The organism is Pseudomonas sp. (genome assembly GCF_036387035.1).
Lineage (GTDB): Bacteria > Pseudomonadota > Gammaproteobacteria > Pseudomonadales > Pseudomonadaceae > Aquipseudomonas.
Window position 1 is genome coordinate 1 of sequence record NZ_DASVUM010000025.1, and the last position, 18,101, is coordinate 18,101.

General features: G+C 61.3%; 19 protein-coding genes and 2 tRNA genes. 9 read left to right on the forward strand and 12 right to left on the reverse strand.

What is annotated here, in order from left to right:
• A partial coding sequence (locus VF672_RS02140; protein WP_331100970.1) for a DUF6531 domain-containing protein occupies window positions 1–1,677 on the reverse strand: 1,677 nt, incomplete at its 3' end.
• 453 nt (window positions 1,678–2,130) lie between these two features.
• On the opposite strand from VF672_RS02140, the gene VF672_RS02145 reads away from it, so the two are divergent.
• Together VF672_RS02145 and dacB are read left to right on the forward strand one after the other, a co-directional pair.
• Window positions 2,131–2,475, forward strand: coding sequence for a YggL family protein (locus VF672_RS02145; RefSeq protein WP_065988787.1), 345 nt, complete (start codon window positions 2,131–2,133; stop codon window positions 2,473–2,475).
• 382 nt (window positions 2,476–2,857) lie between these two features.
• The gene (gene dacB, locus VF672_RS02150; RefSeq protein ID WP_331100974.1) at window positions 2,858–4,324 is read left to right on the forward strand and encodes a D-alanyl-D-alanine carboxypeptidase/D-alanyl-D-alanine endopeptidase; all 1,467 of its coding nucleotides are present in this window, start codon (window positions 2,858–2,860) and stop codon (window positions 4,322–4,324) included.
• 66 nt (window positions 4,325–4,390) lie between these two features.
• Here the strand turns inward: dacB and VF672_RS02155 are convergent, their stop codons facing one another.
• From VF672_RS02155 to VF672_RS02165, 3 genes are read right to left on the reverse strand one after another with little or no spacing between them, the layout of a single operon-like run.
• Window positions 4,391–5,185: an ABC transporter ATP-binding protein gene (locus VF672_RS02155; protein WP_331100976.1), complete on the reverse strand. Its 795-nt coding sequence runs from the start codon at window positions 5,183–5,185 to the stop codon at window positions 4,391–4,393.
• Complete coding sequence (locus tag VF672_RS02160) at window positions 5,179–6,177, reverse strand: ABC transporter permease (protein ID WP_331100978.1); 999 nt, start codon at window positions 6,175–6,177, stop codon at window positions 5,179–5,181. The genes VF672_RS02155 and VF672_RS02160 overlap by 7 nt, the downstream gene beginning before the upstream one ends.
• Window positions 6,164–7,258: an ABC transporter substrate-binding protein gene (locus VF672_RS02165; RefSeq protein WP_331100981.1), complete on the reverse strand. Its 1,095-nt coding sequence runs from the start codon at window positions 7,256–7,258 to the stop codon at window positions 6,164–6,166. Before VF672_RS02165 ends, VF672_RS02160 begins: the two co-directional genes overlap by 14 nt.
• Before the next feature lie 276 nt (window positions 7,259–7,534).
• Here VF672_RS02165 and VF672_RS02170 point away from each other — a divergent pair, with 276 nt between their 5' ends.
• On the forward strand, window positions 7,535–8,176 hold the full coding sequence (locus VF672_RS02170) for a DUF5666 domain-containing protein (protein ID WP_331100983.1): 642 nt from the start codon (window positions 7,535–7,537) through the stop codon (window positions 8,174–8,176).
• Between the two features lie 73 nt (window positions 8,177–8,249).
• On the opposite strand, the gene VF672_RS02175 is transcribed toward VF672_RS02170, so the two are convergent.
• The 3 genes from VF672_RS02175 to VF672_RS02185 all read right to left on the reverse strand — a co-directional run bounded on the left by VF672_RS02175 (window position 8,250) and on the right by VF672_RS02185 (window position 9,575).
• On the reverse strand, window positions 8,250–8,609 hold the full coding sequence (locus tag VF672_RS02175; RefSeq protein ID WP_331100985.1) for a 2-oxoacid ferredoxin oxidoreductase: 360 nt from the start codon (window positions 8,607–8,609) through the stop codon (window positions 8,250–8,252).
• A 78-nt stretch (window positions 8,610–8,687) separates the two neighbouring features.
• Complete coding sequence (locus VF672_RS02180) at window positions 8,688–9,245, reverse strand: DUF4174 domain-containing protein (protein WP_331100987.1); 558 nt, start codon at window positions 9,243–9,245, stop codon at window positions 8,688–8,690.
• Window positions 9,246–9,498: 253 nt separating this feature from the next.
• Window positions 9,499–9,575 (reverse strand) — tRNA-Val (locus VF672_RS02185).
• 266 nt (window positions 9,576–9,841) lie between these two features.
• Here VF672_RS02185 and VF672_RS02190 point away from each other — a divergent pair.
• Together VF672_RS02190 and VF672_RS02195 are read left to right on the forward strand one after the other, a co-directional pair.
• Entirely contained in the window at window positions 9,842–10,165 is a 324-nt protein-coding gene (locus VF672_RS02190) for a hypothetical protein (RefSeq protein WP_331100989.1), read from the forward strand.
• A gap of 147 nt (window positions 10,166–10,312) precedes the next feature.
• On the forward strand, window positions 10,313–10,534 hold the full coding sequence (locus VF672_RS02195) for a hypothetical protein (RefSeq protein ID WP_241043642.1): 222 nt from the start codon (window positions 10,313–10,315) through the stop codon (window positions 10,532–10,534).
• Between the two features lie 110 nt (window positions 10,535–10,644).
• Here the strand turns inward: VF672_RS02195 and VF672_RS02200 are convergent.
• Window positions 10,645–10,721: transfer RNA gene (locus VF672_RS02200), tRNA-Val, on the reverse strand.
• 236 nt (window positions 10,722–10,957) lie between these two features.
• Here VF672_RS02200 and VF672_RS02205 point away from each other — a divergent pair.
• The gene (locus VF672_RS02205; RefSeq protein ID WP_331100993.1) at window positions 10,958–12,241 is read left to right on the forward strand and encodes an FAD-binding oxidoreductase; all 1,284 of its coding nucleotides are present in this window, start codon (window positions 10,958–10,960) and stop codon (window positions 12,239–12,241) included.
• Window positions 12,242–12,396: 155 nt separating this feature from the next.
• Here the strand turns inward: VF672_RS02205 and VF672_RS02210 are convergent, their stop codons facing one another.
• Window positions 12,397–13,095 carry a peptidase C39 family protein gene (locus tag VF672_RS02210; protein ID WP_331100995.1) on the reverse strand — a complete coding sequence of 233 codons (699 nt, stop codon included), beginning with the start codon at window positions 13,093–13,095 and terminating at the stop codon, window positions 12,397–12,399.
• A 229-nt stretch (window positions 13,096–13,324) separates the two neighbouring features.
• On the opposite strand from VF672_RS02210, the gene VF672_RS02215 reads away from it, so the two are divergent.
• The gene (locus VF672_RS02215) at window positions 13,325–13,501 is read left to right on the forward strand and encodes a hypothetical protein (RefSeq protein ID WP_331100997.1); all 177 of its coding nucleotides are present in this window, start codon (window positions 13,325–13,327) and stop codon (window positions 13,499–13,501) included.
• Window positions 13,502–13,629: 128 nt separating this feature from the next.
• Here the strand turns inward: VF672_RS02215 and VF672_RS02220 are convergent, their stop codons facing one another.
• On the reverse strand, window positions 13,630–14,394 hold the full coding sequence (locus VF672_RS02220; RefSeq protein WP_331100999.1) for a TerC family protein: 765 nt from the start codon (window positions 14,392–14,394) through the stop codon (window positions 13,630–13,632).
• Window positions 14,395–14,510: 116 nt separating this feature from the next.
• On the opposite strand from VF672_RS02220, the gene nhaR reads away from it, so the two are divergent.
• On the forward strand, window positions 14,511–15,407 hold the full coding sequence (gene nhaR / locus VF672_RS02225; RefSeq protein ID WP_331101001.1) for a transcriptional activator NhaR: 897 nt from the start codon (window positions 14,511–14,513) through the stop codon (window positions 15,405–15,407).
• On the opposite strand, the gene VF672_RS02230 is transcribed toward nhaR, so the two are convergent.
• Both VF672_RS02230 and VF672_RS02235 read right to left on the reverse strand, forming a co-directional pair.
• Entirely contained in the window at window positions 15,404–16,561 is a 1,158-nt protein-coding gene (locus VF672_RS02230; protein WP_331101003.1) for an MFS transporter, read from the reverse strand. The two genes, nhaR and VF672_RS02230, sit on opposite strands and share 4 nt — an antisense overlap.
• Before the next feature lie 187 nt (window positions 16,562–16,748).
• Window positions 16,749–17,258, reverse strand: coding sequence for a DUF1993 domain-containing protein (locus VF672_RS02235; protein ID WP_331101004.1), 510 nt, complete (start codon window positions 17,256–17,258; stop codon window positions 16,749–16,751).
• Between the two features lie 109 nt (window positions 17,259–17,367).
• Here VF672_RS02235 and VF672_RS02240 point away from each other — a divergent pair, with 109 nt between their 5' ends.
• The gene (locus tag VF672_RS02240; RefSeq protein ID WP_331101006.1) at window positions 17,368–18,045 is read left to right on the forward strand and encodes a YceH family protein; all 678 of its coding nucleotides are present in this window, start codon (window positions 17,368–17,370) and stop codon (window positions 18,043–18,045) included.
• Window positions 18,046–18,101 lie beyond the last annotated feature (56 nt).

Consider the following 18,101-nt stretch of genomic DNA (forward strand, 5'->3'; position numbering starts at 1 on the left):
GTACTGGTACGCACACAACGGCCGCTGCACGGCGCCATCGCGAATTTCCCAAACACCGGCCAACCGCCCCTGATCATCAATCAAAGTGCCGAGGCGCAAGTGGACTTTACGGGCGTCTTTTTCCCGATAAGTGACCAACTCGGAGAGCACCAAACGCCCATCATGCCGGTGCTCGTAATGCAGCATCACCCCCGCGCCATTGCGCAGCACCTTGTTGATCAGTACAAAGCGATCGCCCCGTCGAACGTAGGTTTCCCGACTTTCAAAACCTCGGCACAGCAGCAACCTGTCTTTGCTGAGGCGGATAAGGTTGAGGTTTTCAATGGCGTTGAAGTGAAACAGCTTGACCTTGGGCAGCGGGAATTCATGACTGCGCCCATCCGCGTCATGAAATACAAGACCGTCATCCACGGAGTCAAAGCGTGTAGTAAAAGGCGTGATCCAGCGTGCGCCAATGACGTCCTCATCGTAGGCATCCAGACTCGAACAGTAAGTCCGCGTCCATTCAATCGGAAACGGCCCCGGCAGGCTGAAGTCGGTATGGCTGACCAACTCCGAGCCTATCGCAAAGCTGATGCTTCTTGCCGTTGACCCACAGGCACACTCACATGGACACGCACACTTACAGTTCTTCCGCTTGTTAGGCCGCCTCTTTGCAGGCCTCTCACGCTGAACAACCTCAAGCTTGCCTTCACCGGCCTGACGCTTGGCCTGATTAACCACCCCGGGCTTGATGTTGAAGGCCTGCCCATGGCCATTGCGCGACCGCCAGGAGAGGACCGCGCCCGCCAATGTCTGCAACAACGCGCCAATCGAGTTCTGAGCTCCAGGATCCACCAGCCCCTTGATCCGGGTCCGAAGCTCGGGCGCCATCGTGCGCAACGCATTGGCGTGCCTGAGCACCTCAGCCTTAACCGCGTCCGGGACAAGGTGTTCGACGGCGCCGTTGACCGCGCCCTTACCCGCTGCAACGCATACATCGGCAGCCGCAGCAAAAATGTTGCCGATTGCCGCCGTGGGGTCGTACGCCCACAGATCGCCAGCGGCCTGAACCCGTTGCTCCGCATCCAGCAAATCGGCGCCAGCATCCAGCTGCGGATTAACCACCCACTCCAGGCCCTTGGCAATCTCTAGAAGCACGCCTTCGCCCAGCGCCCCCGCGTTATCGAGAATGCCGGGGAGCCTGGCCTGCGCCTGAGTCACAAAGTCATCAAGCGTCCCGACGATGTCAGCATTGAGGTGCCCGATCAGCACCTCGATCAGCGAATCACCGAGCACCGACTTGCCCGCCTGGCGCATTTCCTGGCGCACCAGAAACAGCGTCGGGCGCAGGCTCATCCGCGCTGCCGCCATGGTCGGCGGTGTCGGCAGCACGCCAATCAGATTGATGCCCAGACTGACCCAATCCAGTGGATCCCGCTTCTCACTGGTCGCCAGCCTGGCGATGTCATTCAGCGCATCGACCAGCGCCATGATGTTGCCCACCACGGGCAAGAAACCCGCAGCGCTCTTGATCCGCTCAAGCGACACAACGCCGCCGCTGATGTCCTGCAGCCAGGTGTCAAAACTGGCCGCCCCTGCTCCGACATCCTCAAGCTGGATTAGATCAAGTGGAACGATCGCCACTTGAGGCTCACGTATCTCGCCACCAACGGGCAGGTTTAGGGGGGTCGCCAAGGATGCTCTCCGTGCTAAAAAACCATCCGGCAGGCGTAGATGCCAAACCGGGGGCGACGGAGATATCAAGGGTTATGCCAGCAAGCATTAAGACCACTAAAATCAATAGTTTAGGGACTGAAACAGAAGGCCTGAGCGAACGTCACACCCTATAACAAAGCAAACGTGCGCAAGACGTTGCGCACCGCTGGGCAGGTTCCTGCCCAATCGTCCGCACGGCCCTAACGCCGGCGCTCGCAGGACATCAAGCTCCAGGAATGGCCCACAGGCGTGCGCCACATCTTGCGCACCATGGCCATGAGGAATCCCAAGCGCCTCTACCAACCCCACACCCAATCCCCAGCCGATTGCTGTTCGCGACACAAAGCCCATCTCTCAAGCCGCCGACGAAGCAGGCACCTTCCAAGGGAAGCTGGTAGACTGCGCCCCGAAATTACTTAAGAGGAACGCTTCATGGCCACTAACCGCTCCCGTCGTCTGCGCAAAAAACTCTGTGTCGACGAGTTCCAGGAATTGGGCTTCGAGCTGAAGTTGGGCTTCAAAGAGGACCTGGATGACGAGGCCATCGATGCCTTCCTCGACGCGTTCCTGACAGAAGCGATGGACGCTAACGGCCTGGACTATGTCGGCGGCGACGACTTCGGTCTGGTCTGCCTGGCGAACCGTGGTTCGGTCAGCGAAGAACAGCGCGCCGCTGTCGAAGCATGGCTCAAGGGCCGCAGCGAACTGACTGAAGTTGAAGTCAGCCCTCTGCAGGACGCCTGGTACCCGGAAAAGCCGATCAACGCGGCTGTCTGATGAGCGGGCGGGACTTCCCGCCGCGCTGATACCGAAAAGCCACCCCACGGGGTGGCTTTTTTGTGTCTGGCACTCAAGATCCACGTTTCACCCGCCCGCAAAGCCCAGACGAATGATGCGAATTCATTGCCAAATTCCCATCACCCTCCCGAGCCATGGGCGAAAATCACGGTTTAACGTGACTTTGAAGAAGCTCGCGCGAAAAATAGCGCGGCTTGACGGCAGTACCCCGGCGCAAGTCACCAAAGCTTGGGGCATAATGCCGCTTTACCGAAACGCCAGTGTCACGCCCTTTCATCAGGCATTTTCTGGTCGTTGATTCACAATACGAGGGAATTCATCCCCTCTTCATCTTCGTTATTCGTGCAGTAGGGTTTATTGAATGATCAAGTCTTTGCGTCCGCTGTTTATGGCCACCCTGCTTTTGCCCCTTTCTTTTTCCATCGCCGCCGCCCCTATCAACACCGCTCTGCCGCCCAAGGTCCAGGAAGCACTCAAAGCCAGCAAGCTGCAGAACGATGCGCTGTCGCTGGTCATGCTGCCGGTCAGCGGCCCGGGTACCCCCACCGTTTTCAACGCAGACGTCTCGGTCAATCCGGCCTCGACCATGAAGCTCGTCACCACCTACGCCGCCCTTGAAATGCTCGGCCCGACGCACCAGTGGAAGACCGAGTTCTACACCGATGGCACCCTCAGCAATGGCGTGCTGCGTGGCAACCTGTACCTCAAGGGTGGCGGCGATCCCAAGCTGAACATGGAACGCTTGTGGCTGCTCATGCGTGATCTGCGCGCCAACGGTGTGCAGCAGGTGACCGGCGATCTGGTGCTCGATCGCAGCCATTTCGTGCAACCTCAGCTGCCCGTTTTCGATGACGATGGCAACGACAAGAACAAGCCGTTCCTGGTGCGTCCCGACTCGTTGATGGTCAATCTCAAGGCCCTGCGTTTCGTCACTCGCAACGACGGCGGCAAGATTCTGGTCTCGGTAGAGCCGCCCATCGCGGCAATCCACATCAACAATCAGGTCAAGGCCCTGTCTTCGACCAAATGCACCGGCGACGTGTTGTACAACCCGGTGCCGGAAGCCGACGGCGGCATCACCGTGACGGTGTCCGGCCAGTTGGGCGATGGCTGTAATTCCCAGACGTACCTGTCGCTGCTCGACCATCCGACCTACACCGCCGGCGCTGTCCGTGCCATCTGGCAGGAACTGGGCGGGACCATCCTGGGCAAGGACCGTCTCGACGTGACGCCGGGCAGCGCCAAGCTCCTGGCCAGAGCCTTTTCGCCGGACCTGGCAGAGATCATCCGCGACATCAACAAATTCAGTAACAACACCATGGCTCAACAGCTGTTCCTGAGCCTGGGGGCGGAGTTCCGTAACGAAGCGGACGGTGACGACGCAAAAGCCGCGCAGCGTGTCGTGCGCCAATGGCTGGCGAAGAAAGGCATCATCGCGACGCACCTGGTGATGGAGAACGGTTCAGGGCTGTCGCGCGCGGAACGGGTCAGCGCTCGCGAGATGGCGCAGATGCTCCAGGCCGCCTGGAACAGTCCGTTCCAGGCCGAGTTCATGAGTTCGATGCCGCTGGCCGGCATGGACGGGACCATGCGCAAGCGCCTGAAGCGCACCGCCCTGCGCGGTGAAGCCCACATCAAGACCGGCACGCTGAACACGGTTCGCGCGATCTCCGGATTCAGCCGTGACAGCAACGGCAACACCTGGGTAGTGGTCGCGATCCTCAACGACCCCCGTCCGTGGGGTGCGTCTTCGGTGCTCGATGAAGTGCTGGTCAGCCTGTACAACCAGCCGAAACTGGCGAGTACTTCCATTTCGCTCCAGCAGTAATGTCCCACACCGGGCTGTGCCAGATCGTTCGACGATCCCGGCGCAGTCCGGACGCCACACCCGTGCCTACCAGCTCTCCCCCAGCCCCAGCAAACCGAGAATCTGCCTGCGCAGGTCGACCAGATACGGGTCGTCGCGGTGCCGCGGGTAGGGCCGCTCGATGGTCAGCTGGGCCTTAATCTGCGCAGGCCGGTCACTGAACACAATGACCCGGTTGGCGAGCAGCAACGCCTCTTCGACGTCATGGGTGACCAATAACGCCGTGTAACCCTGGCGCTGCCACAGATCGATCAACTCCTGCTGCATGGCAATGCGCGTCAGCGAATCGAGCTTGCCCAACGGCTCATCGAGAATCAGCAGCCGCGGCTCATTGACCAACGCCCGCGCCAGCGCCACCCGCTGCGCCATGCCGCCCGACAGCTGCCGCGGATAGGCCCGCGCGAACTGACTCAAACCGACTTTCGTCAACGCCTCATCGACCTTGCCTTTGGTGGTCTTGAGCAAACCCTGGGCTTCGAGACCGAGAGCGACGTTGTCCCAGACACGACGCCACGGGTACAGCGTCGGGTCCTGAAACACCACCACCCGAGTGGGATCAGGCCCGGTGATCGCAGCGCCGTCCGCCGTGATCGTTCCGCTGTCCGCCCCTTCAAGCCCCGCGACGAGCCGCAGCAAGGTTGATTTACCGCAACCCGAGGGGCCCAACAGTGCGACGAATTCCCCCGGTTCAACCGTCAGGGACACGCGCTCCAGTACCGGCAGCTTGTGCCCTTCGAAGGAGAAACCGTGACTCAGATTATCGATGCGCAGCGACAGGCCACGATTGTGCTCGGCGCTTGGCGCTCTGGCTGCATTTACCATTTCATTGCTCCTTGCTGCCAGGCCAACAGGCGGTCGCGAATCAGAAACAGCGCCGAGATCAGGCCCGAGCAGGCCAGCGCCATGATCAACAGGGCTGCGTACATATTGGCGTACGCCGCCCACCCTTGCGCCCATTGCAGGTACCAGCCGATGCCGGACTTCACGCCCATCATCTCCGCCACCACCAGCGTCGAAAACGAGGCGCCCAGGCCCATGAACAACCCGACAAAGACGTGGGGCAGCGCTGCTGGAATCGCCACTTTGAAAATCAGAAAACGTTGACTGGCGCCCAAGGTGCGAGCCACGTCGTAGTAGGCCTTGTCGACGCTCGAGACGCCTGACCAGGTGAGCACCGTCACCGGGAACCAGGTCGCCAGCGCGATGAGAAACACACTGGCGCTCCAACTGCTGGGAAACAGAAAGAAGCACAACGGCAGCAAGGCGGTGGACGGGACCGGACCGAGAATTCTCAACACCGGATGCAACCAGTAACCGATGCTGCGCGACCAGCCGATGGCGACGCCGGCGATAAACCCCGTCAGCGCGCCGAGGGCGACTCCGCTGCCCAATAGAATGGCGGAGTGAAACAGGCTGTCGGCGAGGCGCGGCCAGTCTTCGACATAGACGTCCAGTAAAGCCTGGGGCGGTGCGAAGAACGGCACCGGCAACACGCCGAATTTGGCGGTGAGCAGTTCCCAGATCGTGAGCAAAACAGGCAGGGCAATCAGCCACGGGCCGAGTGTTCGCGTTCGCGCGGCGACGCGCCGGGACCATCGCCCCGCCACCACCGCCAAGAGAATCAGCCCGGTCATGATCAGGCACAGATTCGCCAGCCCCTGTGTCATTGGCCAAAGGCGGGTAGCGTTGGGCAGATAGACGATCAACACCGCCGCAGCGAGCCAGACGCCAGCCGCCACCAGCCCCTGCAACCAGAAGCGTCCCGCCGGAGCCTCCAGCCGTTGGACGTCGGCGGTCAAATCAACTGAAGACATCGGCAGTGATCTCCGCAGCAAAGGCATTGGCATCGGTGCTTTGACGGATGACCTCGACGGTCTTCAGATCACGCACGTACGTGGCGATCTCGGCGGTCAAGGCCGCGCCGACGGCGTGATGCCCATGGGTGTGATCATGAAGAATGGCGACGACTTCCTCGGTCGTGGTGTTCAGCGCGTAGGCCTGGAATCCCTTGGCCACCTCCTCCGGGTGCTTCACCGAGTAATCGTGGGCTTCGAGAATCGCCTGGGTCAGGGCCGCGACGGCGCGTCTGTCGTCCCGGGCTAGCTTGCCGGTGACGCCCACCACGCAGCAGCTGAGGTTGGCGTATTCCTCCACCAGGTTCGATGACAATTCACGGGCCTTGCCGGCCTTGATGAGTCGGTACATGAACGGGTCGCTGCCACTTACCGCCTGCACTTCACCGCGCTCGAGCGCCGTGCCCAGCAAGTCGGCCGGGTACAGACGCCACTCAACGTCCCGGACCGGATCGACGCCATGTTTCTTCAGCAGGATGGAAAAGAAATTACGGTCCGGGCTGGCCATGTCGGTCACACCGATGGCCTTGCCTTTGAGGTCCTCCAGCCGGGTCACGCTGCCACTCGCCGCCGTGAGCAGACGTAAGCAACCGCCATGGGTCCCTGCAGTGAGCTTGACATCGAATCCCTGCTCCAGCGCCTTGAGCCAGCGCAGCGCCATGCCGATGCCGGCGTCCGCCTTGCCCGTCGCGATGGCTTCCAGCAGGACTTCGGTCGAGTTACCGAAATTGACCAGTTCGACCTCCAGATTGTGCTTCTTGAAAAAGCCCTGGCCATGGGCGATGACCACAGGGGCCAGGCAGACGGCGTTCAGGTTGATCGCAAGCTTGAGCGCGCGCGGCTGATCAAGCCTGATGAACTCGCCTGTGCCCGCAGGCTCAGCGCCAGCCCCGCCGTCAGCCTCGGCGCCATGCCCGGCATGCCCTGCATGCTCGTCTGCAGCCCACGCGCCACGCGGCAGCGACAGTAACAGTGGAGACGCCAGCGCTGCGCCAGCGAGGCCCAGCACTCGCCGGCGGCTCAGTTGATCGAAAACGGCCATGGTGATCCCTTACCCGAGAAGTGAAATGGTCGTCGCCGAACAGGTTTTCTAATAACCAAAACCTAAGGTTTCGCCGACTGCTTAAAACGTTAGCATCGGCCGCTTAATAAATTAAATTCATTTTTGATCTATATGACTATGCAAACAGTCTATCTATCTGACGGTAAAGCTCGCGTGCCTGCCGCCCTAAAGCGCGCGCTGACGACAATGTCATGCACCGCCTCGACGACTGACGCTATGCTCCTTCCTCGCCCCATCACAGGATTCGCGCCCACCATGAAGCCTCACCAAACCTTCAAGACCCTCAACCTGCGTCGCGCCCTTCTGGTCCCGGGCTTGCTCGGCGCGCTGCTCTCGGCGGCCCTGCCGGTTCACGCTGACGATGCCAAACCCACCCGCGTGCGTGGCGCGATCACCGCGGTCGACGGCGACACGCTGAAGATCCACACCAATCGCGGTGAAGATGTGTACGTCTTACTGACCCGTGACACGCCGATTCGCGGCGTGACCCTGGCGCAGGTATCGGAGATCAAACCGGGCAGCTACATCGGCTCCGCTGCGGTGCCGCTGCCGGACGGTTCGTTGAAGGCACTGGAGGTTCACGTGTTCCCGCCAGAGATGGCCGGCACGGGGGATGGCCATCGGGCGTTCGATCTCACACCGGACAGCACCATGACCAACGGATCGGTCGGGGATCTGGTCGCCAGCAATGGGCGTACGATCACCGTGAATTACAAGGGTGGGCAGAAGAAGATCGTCATCCCCGATGACGTGCCGATCGTCAACCTGGTGCCAGGTGATCGCAGCTTGCTCAAGCCCGGCGTGAAGGTGGTGTTGCAGGCGCAGAAATCACCTGACAACACACTGACCGCGCTGTCGGTTTCTGCAGGGGAAAATGGCGTGACACCGCCGATGTGAACCGCTAAGAACCTGCGCGGAGCCGGTAAATACTCAGGGCCGGCATGCGCAGGTCAGTTGTTTCAGACTGCACTCAGAGACAGGTCGCGAGCACGGCGCCGCGTTGCTCAACCACCTTGCCGCCCGGCTTGGCGTAGAAATCGACCTTGGTCACGCCAGCCTTGCCCGCCACATCAGCGAAATACTCGCCCTCGGTGGTATAGACCGTGAAGGCGCCAGGATCACCTTTCGCCATAAACACGTCCGCCACGTCACCGAACAGTTGGACGTTCGCCCACGTGACTTTGATGCATTCCGCAACGGCGACGGCGGGCTTTTGACTGGTGTAAACCTTCACCGGCCCTGCCGAACGGGTTTGATTCAAGCTCATGCAACCCGACAACGCGACCAAGGCGAAGGCGCCCGCCCAATGTTTCATGCCAGTCCCGTTCATTACACGTCCTTCTCAGCAAAAAAGGAGCGATGTTACCAGCAACACCAAGCGAGCCCCACGAGTAAGCCGTTTGAACGCTTAGTCATCCAGCCCGGCCGGCGGCGCAGCAGGCGCGGCCTTGCCAGGTTTGCCCGGTTTGCCTGACGGCTGTGCGGCCTTCGGCTCGGGCGCGGGGGGAGCAGGTGCAGCGGCGGCGGCTTCTTTTTCGGCCATCGGCATCTGGTCGATGGTGCTGAAAATTTCCTTCGGATCGATGGGGCCGTTGTGAGTCATTTTCTTCTCACCGTCCTTGCCCACCAGAATCACCTGTGCCTGCCCGCCCGCCTGGGCGCCAAGCTTGAGCTCTCGCACCAGCGCCATGGTGGTCTGGGCGTCGAGGTCTTTGCCGTTGCGCTGCCCGACTGTGTTGATGATGGTGTAGAGCACCATGTCGCGCTTGGCGAAACCGTCCTTGTTCGCGGGCTCATCGAGGTTTTTCTTCAAGCCCACCAGCGTTGGGTCCACCGAACTCGACGCGATGACGACCAGTGGACGAGTCTTGCCGCGCTCCTGGGACAATGGGCCGTCACCGTCGGCAGCCAGCAAGGGGCTCGACGCGGCGAACAAAACGGCAAGGGTCAACGACCGGCTAAGCATACACACCTCCTCTGGTTTTCCATGCAGTGATGATCGCGCATCACAGGAAAAGGTCCAGACGATAGCGGGAAAAAAACAGGATTTATTTCGCGGCGTGCGATGAGACCCACTGTGAAACCGGGTTGAGACGTGCGGCCATAGGGGCTATGGCTGATGTGAGGAAAGCGGGACCGGCCCTCAAATTTCAGGCATTAAAAAAGGGCGAATCTTTCGATTCGCCCTTTTTGTCACCGCCCAGCAGAGCGGATTTGTTTGGTAGGCGCGATTGGACTCGAACCAACGACCCCCACCATGTCAAGGTGGTGCTCTAACCAACTGAGCTACGTGCCTGCTGTGGCTCGGCATTTTACGGATATTCAATTAGCTGTCAACGTCTTTCTCGTCCAGTAACCCTATGAATACGCAAATTATTTAGCGAGCGCACAGGCACCCCGTTTTCAACCTCACGGGCGTCTGCAACAAGCCGCTCCTGCTCGGTATTCATGCATACCGACGCGCTCCGCTGAGCAAACCGCTGCCGCCCGTCGCCGTGATGGCACTATAGCCAAAGTTCAGATGCCCAAGCTTGTAAGGAATTACGACACGGAGATCACCCGATGAACAGATCACTTGCTGCACTTGCCCTGGGTTGCGCCCTGACCTGCACCTCGCTAGCGGCGCTGGCAGGCGCCACGTCGCCGGACATGGGTCCGCCACCGTCCCAGACCGGTATCGACCCGCGGGTTCAGGGCAGCGACGCGGCCCGCCAGGGCGCTGATGTAGACACTCAGACCAAGAAAGGCATCAGCATTGGCGGCGGCACGTCGATGAGCAATGGCACCGGGAGCAACAACGATGCTGACCTGCCCGGTGGCGACACCACCACTGGCGGCGGCAGCAAAGGCTCCGGCTCCTCCAGTGCGGGCGGCGCAGGCGGCTGAGGCGATTCGCCGACACGAGACCAGAAAGGGCGCTAGTAGAGCGCCCTTTTCGTGCCCGCCTGCCCTGCTTTGGTATAGTGCGCCGCCGCGCTTGAATCGGAGTCGCGGGCCCGGGCGTCATCAACAGTGGAGAGCGGCACGGTGGCCATGAAAAAATCAGCGCTGGAACTCAAGCGTGACCTGAGTACGATTGCGGCCAACCTGGAAAGCACAGCAGGCGAAATCAGCCGACTGGCCGAGCGGGTCAACGACGTGGATGTGGTTGCGGTGCTGCACCTGATGAACCAGCAGTACAAGGATGCTGACCGCCTGCGCGCTTATGTGGATGAGATCAGGGCCGGCCGTATCACTCGTGCCAAGGCCGAGTGATCCCCCCGCCGGACTGCCCGGCGCCCGAGGCTGCAAGGGCTGCACAAGCAAAAAAGGGTGACCCTCTCGGGCCACCCTTTTTTATTACCGCCCAGCAGAGCGGATTTGTTTGGTAGGCGCGATTGGACTCGAACCAACGACCCCCACCATGTCAAGGTGGTGCTCTAACCAACTGAGCTACGTGCCTGCTGTGGGGCGGCATTCTACCGGGATTCGAATTCCTGTCAACTTTGATTACTCCCTAAGCCTATGAATGTCCGAGGTATTTGCGCTGACGTCGGCAAATCCCGGTAAGCCGGTGCACGGGCAACTAGGGTGCCGGCCCCTGGCCTGGGTGTCGAACGTCTGGCACCGACTGGTGGGCACATTTCATCTCAGGTAGGATCCGTCCATTCGTAAAAAATATAAAACAGGGGTTACAGGATGACGAACACGCCATACCCACATTCCTATTACGCCGCTTCCGCCAACCCCGTCCCGGTTCGACCGCGGCTGCAGGGGGACGTCGAGACGGACGTGTGCATCATCGGCGCCGGTTATACCGGTCTGTCGAGTGCGCTGTTTCTCCTCGAACAGGGCTTCAAAGTCACCGTGCTGGAAGCCGCAAAAGTCGGCTTCGGTGCCTCGGGCCGTAATGGCGGGCAGATCGTCAACAGCTACAGCCGCGACATCGACGTTATCGAAAAAACCGTTGGCGCCAAAGAGGCGCAACTGTTGGGTCACATGGCGTTCGAAGGCGCACAGATCATCCGCGATCGCGTTGCCAAGTACCAGATTCAGTGCGACCTGAAAGACGGCGGGGTTTTCGCCGCGATCACGCCCAAGCAGATGGGCCACCTCGAATCGCAAAAACGACTGTGGGAGCGCTACGGCCACACCCAGCTGGAGCTGATGGACCAGCGCCGCATCCGTGAAGTGGTGGCGTGCGATCAATACATTGGCGGCATGCTCGACATGAGCGGCGGTCACATCCATCCGCTGAACCTGGCGCTGGGCGAAGCGGCGGCGGTCGAGTCCCTGGGCGGCTTCATCTACGAGCAGTCGGCCGCCACCCGCATTGATCGCGGCGCCAGCCCGGTCGTACACACAGCCCAGGGCAAGGTTCGGGCAAAGTTCGTGATCGTCGCGGGCAACGCGTATCTGGGCAATCTGGTGCCTGAACTGGCGGCCAAGTCGATGCCGTGCGGGACCCAGGTCATCACGACGGAGCCCCTCAGCGCGGAGCTGGCAAGCACGTTATTGCCGCAGGATTACTGTGTCGAAGACTGCAACTACCTGCTGGATTATTACCGGCTTTCCGGTGACAAGCGGCTGATCTTCGGCGGTGGCGTGGTGTACGGCGCCCGCGATCCGGCCAACATCGAAGCCATCATCCGGCCCAAGATGCTCAAGGCGTTTCCCCAACTCAAGGACGTGAAGATCGATTACGCCTGGACCGGCAACTTCCTGCTGACCTTGTCGCGCTTGCCGCAGGTCGGCCGGCTGGGGGACAACATCTATTACTCTCAGGGTTGCAGCGGCCACGGCGTAACCTATACGCACCTGGCCGGCAAGGTGTTGGCGGAAGCACTGCGCGGTCAGGCGGAACGATTCGATGCCTTCGCCGGGCTGCCGCACTATCCGTTCCCCGGCGGGCAGCTGCTGCGCACGCCGCTGACCGCATTGGGGGCCTGGTATTACAGTTTGCGGGACAAGCTGGGGTTCTGAGTTCGCAGCTCAAGCAGTGGGCGCTAACCTTGTAGGAGCCGGCTTGCTGGCGAACCGCATTTAATCAGCTTGCATCCTCGTAGCTGATCCCCGCGTTCGCCAGCAAGCCGGCTCCTACAGGCTTTGCCTCCAGACCGGGATCATCCTCATTCATCTTAGCGGTCAGCTTTGCCGTTCAGGGCCTTGACCGCCTCGCCCGCCGCCTGTTCCTGCCCGGCCTGGGCAAGATCATTGGCCGCTTTCAGCCAGCGGTCACGGTCCACCGGCACTGGCACCTGACGTGGGCTCTGCACCAGCACGGCCCAGTTACCGGCGTCGTTCCAGTCGGAGGTGAAGGACTCGAAGCTCGCCGTCACACGCCCCGGACCGGTGTAGATCAGCACGGTGCGTTTGTTCTGGTCGAACCCGACGAGCACGCCGTAGCGTTGCTCTTTCCACCACATCGAGCCATCCGAGAATCGCACCATGACCGGATAGCCCGCCGACACCTGGGCCAACAGATCCGGCAGGCCGTGATCGACGGGATACACCACAAAGCCGTATTGGCGCGCCAGATCGGGCATGCTGCGGTCCAGACTTTCTTCGGCACCCGGCAACTTCAGCGGTTTTTCCAGCAGCCCCGGCGTGGTCTGTACGCCGTGTACGGTCAGCATGCTGGCCAGTGCAAAAGGCGCGCTCCGGTAATCCTTGCCGCGGAACGACGGCACGGCATTGATTTCCACCCGGTCGGGTAGCGTCTTGTACATCGGCGGGTAGCCGGGCTTCCAGTTATGGGCATTCGAACAGCCTGCCAGGACCAGCGCTGCGGCGAGTACCACCCATTTGCGTCGACCTGCAACGCTATCCAATCGCATCAATGCGCGCACGTTCTTCACTCACTTGACTGATGGCGGCGGATCCCGAGACCCGGCCGGAACGCGGATAATAGAGCTGCCGTCGGTTGCGGTATAGCTGAAAACGCCGTCAACGCGGGCGGATAGAACGAATCGGCCATGCAATGGCTACCATCGGTCAACTTTCGGCAACAAGGCGCGGGCTAGACTGTCGATAACAAAGAGACGAAGAGAAGAGCCGGAGGAAGCCATGGGCCTCGGAATGACCATTGTGATGTTGATCGCCGCCTGGCTGGCCGTGGCGGCTGCCATGTTGTGGGGAGTCATGCGGATCTCCCGTCGCCATCATCCGCATTACCGGAAAACCGAACCTTCAAAAACCGTGCAGCCTGCACAGCGTAAAATCCGTCATGTCACCGCCCACTGAAAAGTGCTGTGTCTGATCGGCAAAGGTCCACATGAAAACGGTCGGTGATGGCATCCCATCCCCGACCGTTTTTTAGCGCCTGTTTTTTAAGTGCCTGGCCAGTACTGCCAGCAAGGCCCACCTTGATGTCAGACCTTCTGACCGTGCGCTTCAGCATCCAGACGACGCTGGCGAGCCCGACGGACCAGCATGTTGAGGCCTTCGATCAGAGCCGAGAACGCCATGGCGGTGTACACATAGCCTTTTGGAACGTGGGCGCCGAAACCTTCAGCGATCAGCGTCATGCCGATCATGATCAGGAAGCCCAGGGCCAGCATGACCACTGTCGGGTTGTCGTTGATGAACTTGGCAAGAGGCTCGGAGGCCACCAGCATCACCACGACGGCGGCGACGACCGCGATGACCATGATCGGCAAGTGCTCGGTCATGCCAACGGCGGTGACGATACTGTCGATGGAGAACACCAGGTCGAGCATGAGGATCTGACCAATCGCCGCGGCCATGCCCAGCGTCACGGTATTGGACGCCGCTTTCTCGGCTTCGCTCTTGATGTCGACGCTGTGATGGATCTCGGTGGTTGCCTTCCAGACCAGGAACAGGCCACCGGCGATCAGGATCATGTCCTTCCAGGAGAACGCCTGGCCCAGCACGTCTACCACAGGCTCGGTCAGTTGGACGATCCACGCCACGGTGGTCAACAGGCCCAGACGCAGAATCAGCGCCATGCTGATACCGATCCGGCGCGCCTTGGTGCGCTGATGTACTGGCAGCTTATTGGTGAGAATCGAGATGAAAATCAGGTTGTCGATACCCAGCACGATTTCCATGACGACCAACGTCGCCAGAGCGATCCACGCCGTTGGGCTTGCAGCCAGTTCCAGAAGGTATTCCATATCGCAAATGTCCAGGATCAGTTCAGGGGATGGGCGGCATTCTAGGGGCGGAAACACTTCAGTAAAATTCGTATTTTTCAGGCGTATACTTCGGTTTTCCCGAAGTGACGGCAGCCATGCTCAATTACCGACAGTTGCATTATTTCTGGGTCGTGGCCAAGACGGGCAGCATCGTCCGCGCCTGCGAGCAATTGAACCTGACGCCACAGACCATCAGCGGGCAAATCAGCCTGCTGGAGCAGACCTACGGCGTCGAACTGTTCAAGCGCGTCGGCCGCCAACTGGAACTCACCGAAACCGGCCGCGTCGCCCTGCCCTATGCGGAACAGATGTTTCAGCTGGGCGGCGAACTCGAAGCCGTCTTGCGCGCGCAACCTGACGAACAACAAATCCTTTTTCGGGTTGGCGTCGCCGATGTCGTGCCCAAGTCCATCGTTTACCGGCTGATCGCGCCGAGCATGGCGCTCAACGAGCTGGTGCGTATCAGTTGCCGGGAAGATCAGCTTGAGCGCTTGCTTGCCGACCTTGCGATCCAGCGCCTGGACCTGGTCATCTCCGACAGCCCGATGCCCTCTCATTTGGACATTAAAGGCTATAGCCAGAAACTGGGTGAATGCGGCGTGAGTTTTTTCGCGACCAGGACGCTCGCCGCGCTGTACGGCCAGGACTTCCCCCACGGCATGCAAGGCGCGCCCCTGCTGGTGCCGGGCCAGCAGACAGTGGTGCGCAGCCGCCTCATGCGCTGGTTCGCCGAGCAGAATATCCAGCCGAAAATCGTCGGGGAGTTCGATGACAGCGCCTTGATGAAGGCGTTCGGGAAGTCAGGCAGCGGGATCTTCATTGCGCCGAGCGTTATTGCCGATGAAGTGATCGAGCAATACGACGTCGAGCTGATCGGCCATACCGACGCCGTGACAGAATCGTTCTACGCGATCTCGGTCGAGCGCAAGGTCAATCACCCCGGCATCGTCGCCATCACAGAAGGCGCCCGTCGCCAGCTCTTCCCGGACTAGGCCTCGCAGGTCGAGGCGTTTGGCCGGACCGTCATCAGCAGCGCGGCCAGCAGGATCGACAGCAGAATGATGCCGGCCGCCGCGAAGCCCAGACTGCCGAGGCCCAAATGATCGATCACCCGCCCGCCGATGATGGCGCCAATGCCTATGCCCAGGTTGGCGCCAGCGATGTTCAGCGACGCAGCGAACGCCGGGGCCTGGGGCGCGGCCTTCATCAGCCGGGCGTGGCTGACCAGAAACAGCGCCGCCTGGGTCACGCCCCACACGGCCAGCGCCAGGGCCAGCGCCGGCAGTGAATGGATGCTCGGCACCAGCATGACCATTGCACCGATCATGAACGTGCAAAAGATCAGGCTGGCGACCAACGGATGGCGGTCAACCAGCCGCCCGCCCAGCGAGTTGCCCAGCAAGCCCACCGCGCCGAAGCCCATCAGGCACCAGCCGACCACCGTGCCGTTGAACCCGGCGAGCCGCTCGAGCATGTCCGCCAGGTAGGTGTACGCGGTGAACATGCCGCTGAACACCAGCACCGACAGCAGCACATGACCCTGCATCAACGGGCTGCGCAGCAGGCGGAACTGACTGCGAAACGAGGCCTGATCCTTGTGCACGCTGTGGGGCAGGTAGATGAACAGCAGCATCGCCTTGGCGAAGGCCACCACCGAGAGAATGGCGAAAGCACTGCGCCAGCCGATGGCGTCGGAGATCAAGGTGCCCACCGGGATGCCGAACACCGTGGCGCAGACGATGCCAAAGCCGATCTTGGCAATCGCGCGGCCAGCATGGTCCGGCCCGACGATGTCCACCGCGGTTTCGCTGGCCAGCGCCCAGAACACCGGCAACCCGAGCGCCGGGATCAGCCGCGCGGCGGCCATCACCCAAATGTTGGGCGCCATTGCGGCCACGGCGTTGGACACGCCAAACATGATCAGCACCGAAATGAACAGGCGCTTGCGCTCGAAGCGCGAAAACCAGGCGGTCAGGAACGGCCCGAAACACGCCACGGTGAAGGCGAACAGCGTGACCAGCAAGCCGGCCTGGGGAATGGTGACGGCGAGGTCACGGGCGATGGCCGGCAACAGACCGACGATGACGAACTCTGTGGTCAGCACGGTAAAACCGGCCGCTGACAGCAGGTAAATGGGGAAAAACATGAAATCTCCAGAACGACGAAACGACCAGTCCTCGCGGAGCGGTCGATCGGATGATGCGTTAAGCAGGACGCGGAGGGTATCAGAGCAGGCGCCGGGTGGGCAGGTGCAGACGCAGCAGGCGTCGCCAACCGAACGAACTCGGCGGCGCCGCCATCAGGCGACGAACGCCGTCAGGCAGTAAGACCGATCAGTAAGCGCCCATGTAATCGCGCTTGCCGACTTCCACGCCATTGTGGCGCAGCAGGTCATAGGTGGTGGTGACGTGGAAGAAGAACTGCGGCAGTGAGTAGTGCAGCAGGTAGGTCTGGGTGCTCAGACGCTTTTCCTTGTCGGTGCCGGGGCGCAGCACGATTTCCCGCGCTTCGTTGCCGTCCACCTGTTCAGCCTTGATCGTGTCGAGGAACGCCAGCACCTTGGTCAGCAGCGCCTGCAGGTCGGCGAAGGTGGTTTCGGTGTCTTCGTACTTCGGTGGCTCCAGGCCTGCCAGTCGTGCGCCGGCGCCTTTGGCGAAATCGACGGCGATCTGCACCTGACGCACCAGCGGGAACATGTCAGGGAACAGGCGGGCTTGCAGCAGGGCGTCCGGCTGAATGTTCCGGGCGGTGGCGTGGGCTTCGCCTTTGGCCAGCACGGCGCTGAGGGCGGTGAGCATTTGCTTGAAGACAGGGATCGAAGCGGCGTAGAGAGAAAGGGTCATGGCAGTTCCTCGGGGAATGGGTCGCACGGAGGTGGACGCGAACGCGGCTTGTCTTTTACCTCATCCAGCCCCTACCCTCATAGCCTTTTCAACGCTTGGGGAATGGGTCATGTCTGACGAGCTGGATGGCGAAAACACCGTTGAGGCCTCGGATGCGCTGCAACTGAGCAGCACCGAGGTGCGTATTCTGGGCTGCTTGATCGAGAAGCAGGCCACCCATCCCGAGACCTACCCGCTGACCCTCAACGCACTGGTGCTGGCCTGCAATCAGAAGACCAGCCGTGAGCCGGTGATGAACCTGACGCCCGGCCAGGTCGGCCAGAGCCTGCGCGCACTGGAAAGCCTGCAATTGACGCGTCTGGTGATGGGCAGCCGGGCGGACCGCTGGGAACACCGCGTCGACAAAACACTGGAGCTCGTCCCGGCGCAACTAATCCTCACCGGCCTGCTGTTGTTGCGAGGGCCGCAAACCGTCAACGAGCTGCTGACCCGCAGCAACCGCCTGCATGACTTCGAGGACGCCGACGCGGTGGTGCATCAGCTGGAACGGCTGATCGGTCGCGGGCTGGCGGTATTGGTCCCGAAACAGGCAGGCCAGCGCGAAGACCGGTACATGCACGCCCTGGGCGATCCGGCCGACGTCGAGACGATCCTCGCCGCCCGGGCGAACCTGACTGAGCGCAGCAGCGGCGGCAATTCGGGGAGTACGGCGCTGACCGAACGAATCGAAGCACTCGACGCCCGAATCGCCGCCCTGGAAGAACGGCTGGCGGTGCTGGAGGGTTAACAGCGGCGCAAAGGGAAACGCAAGACTTGAGCCTGATTGCTGTAAGGCAGCGCGGC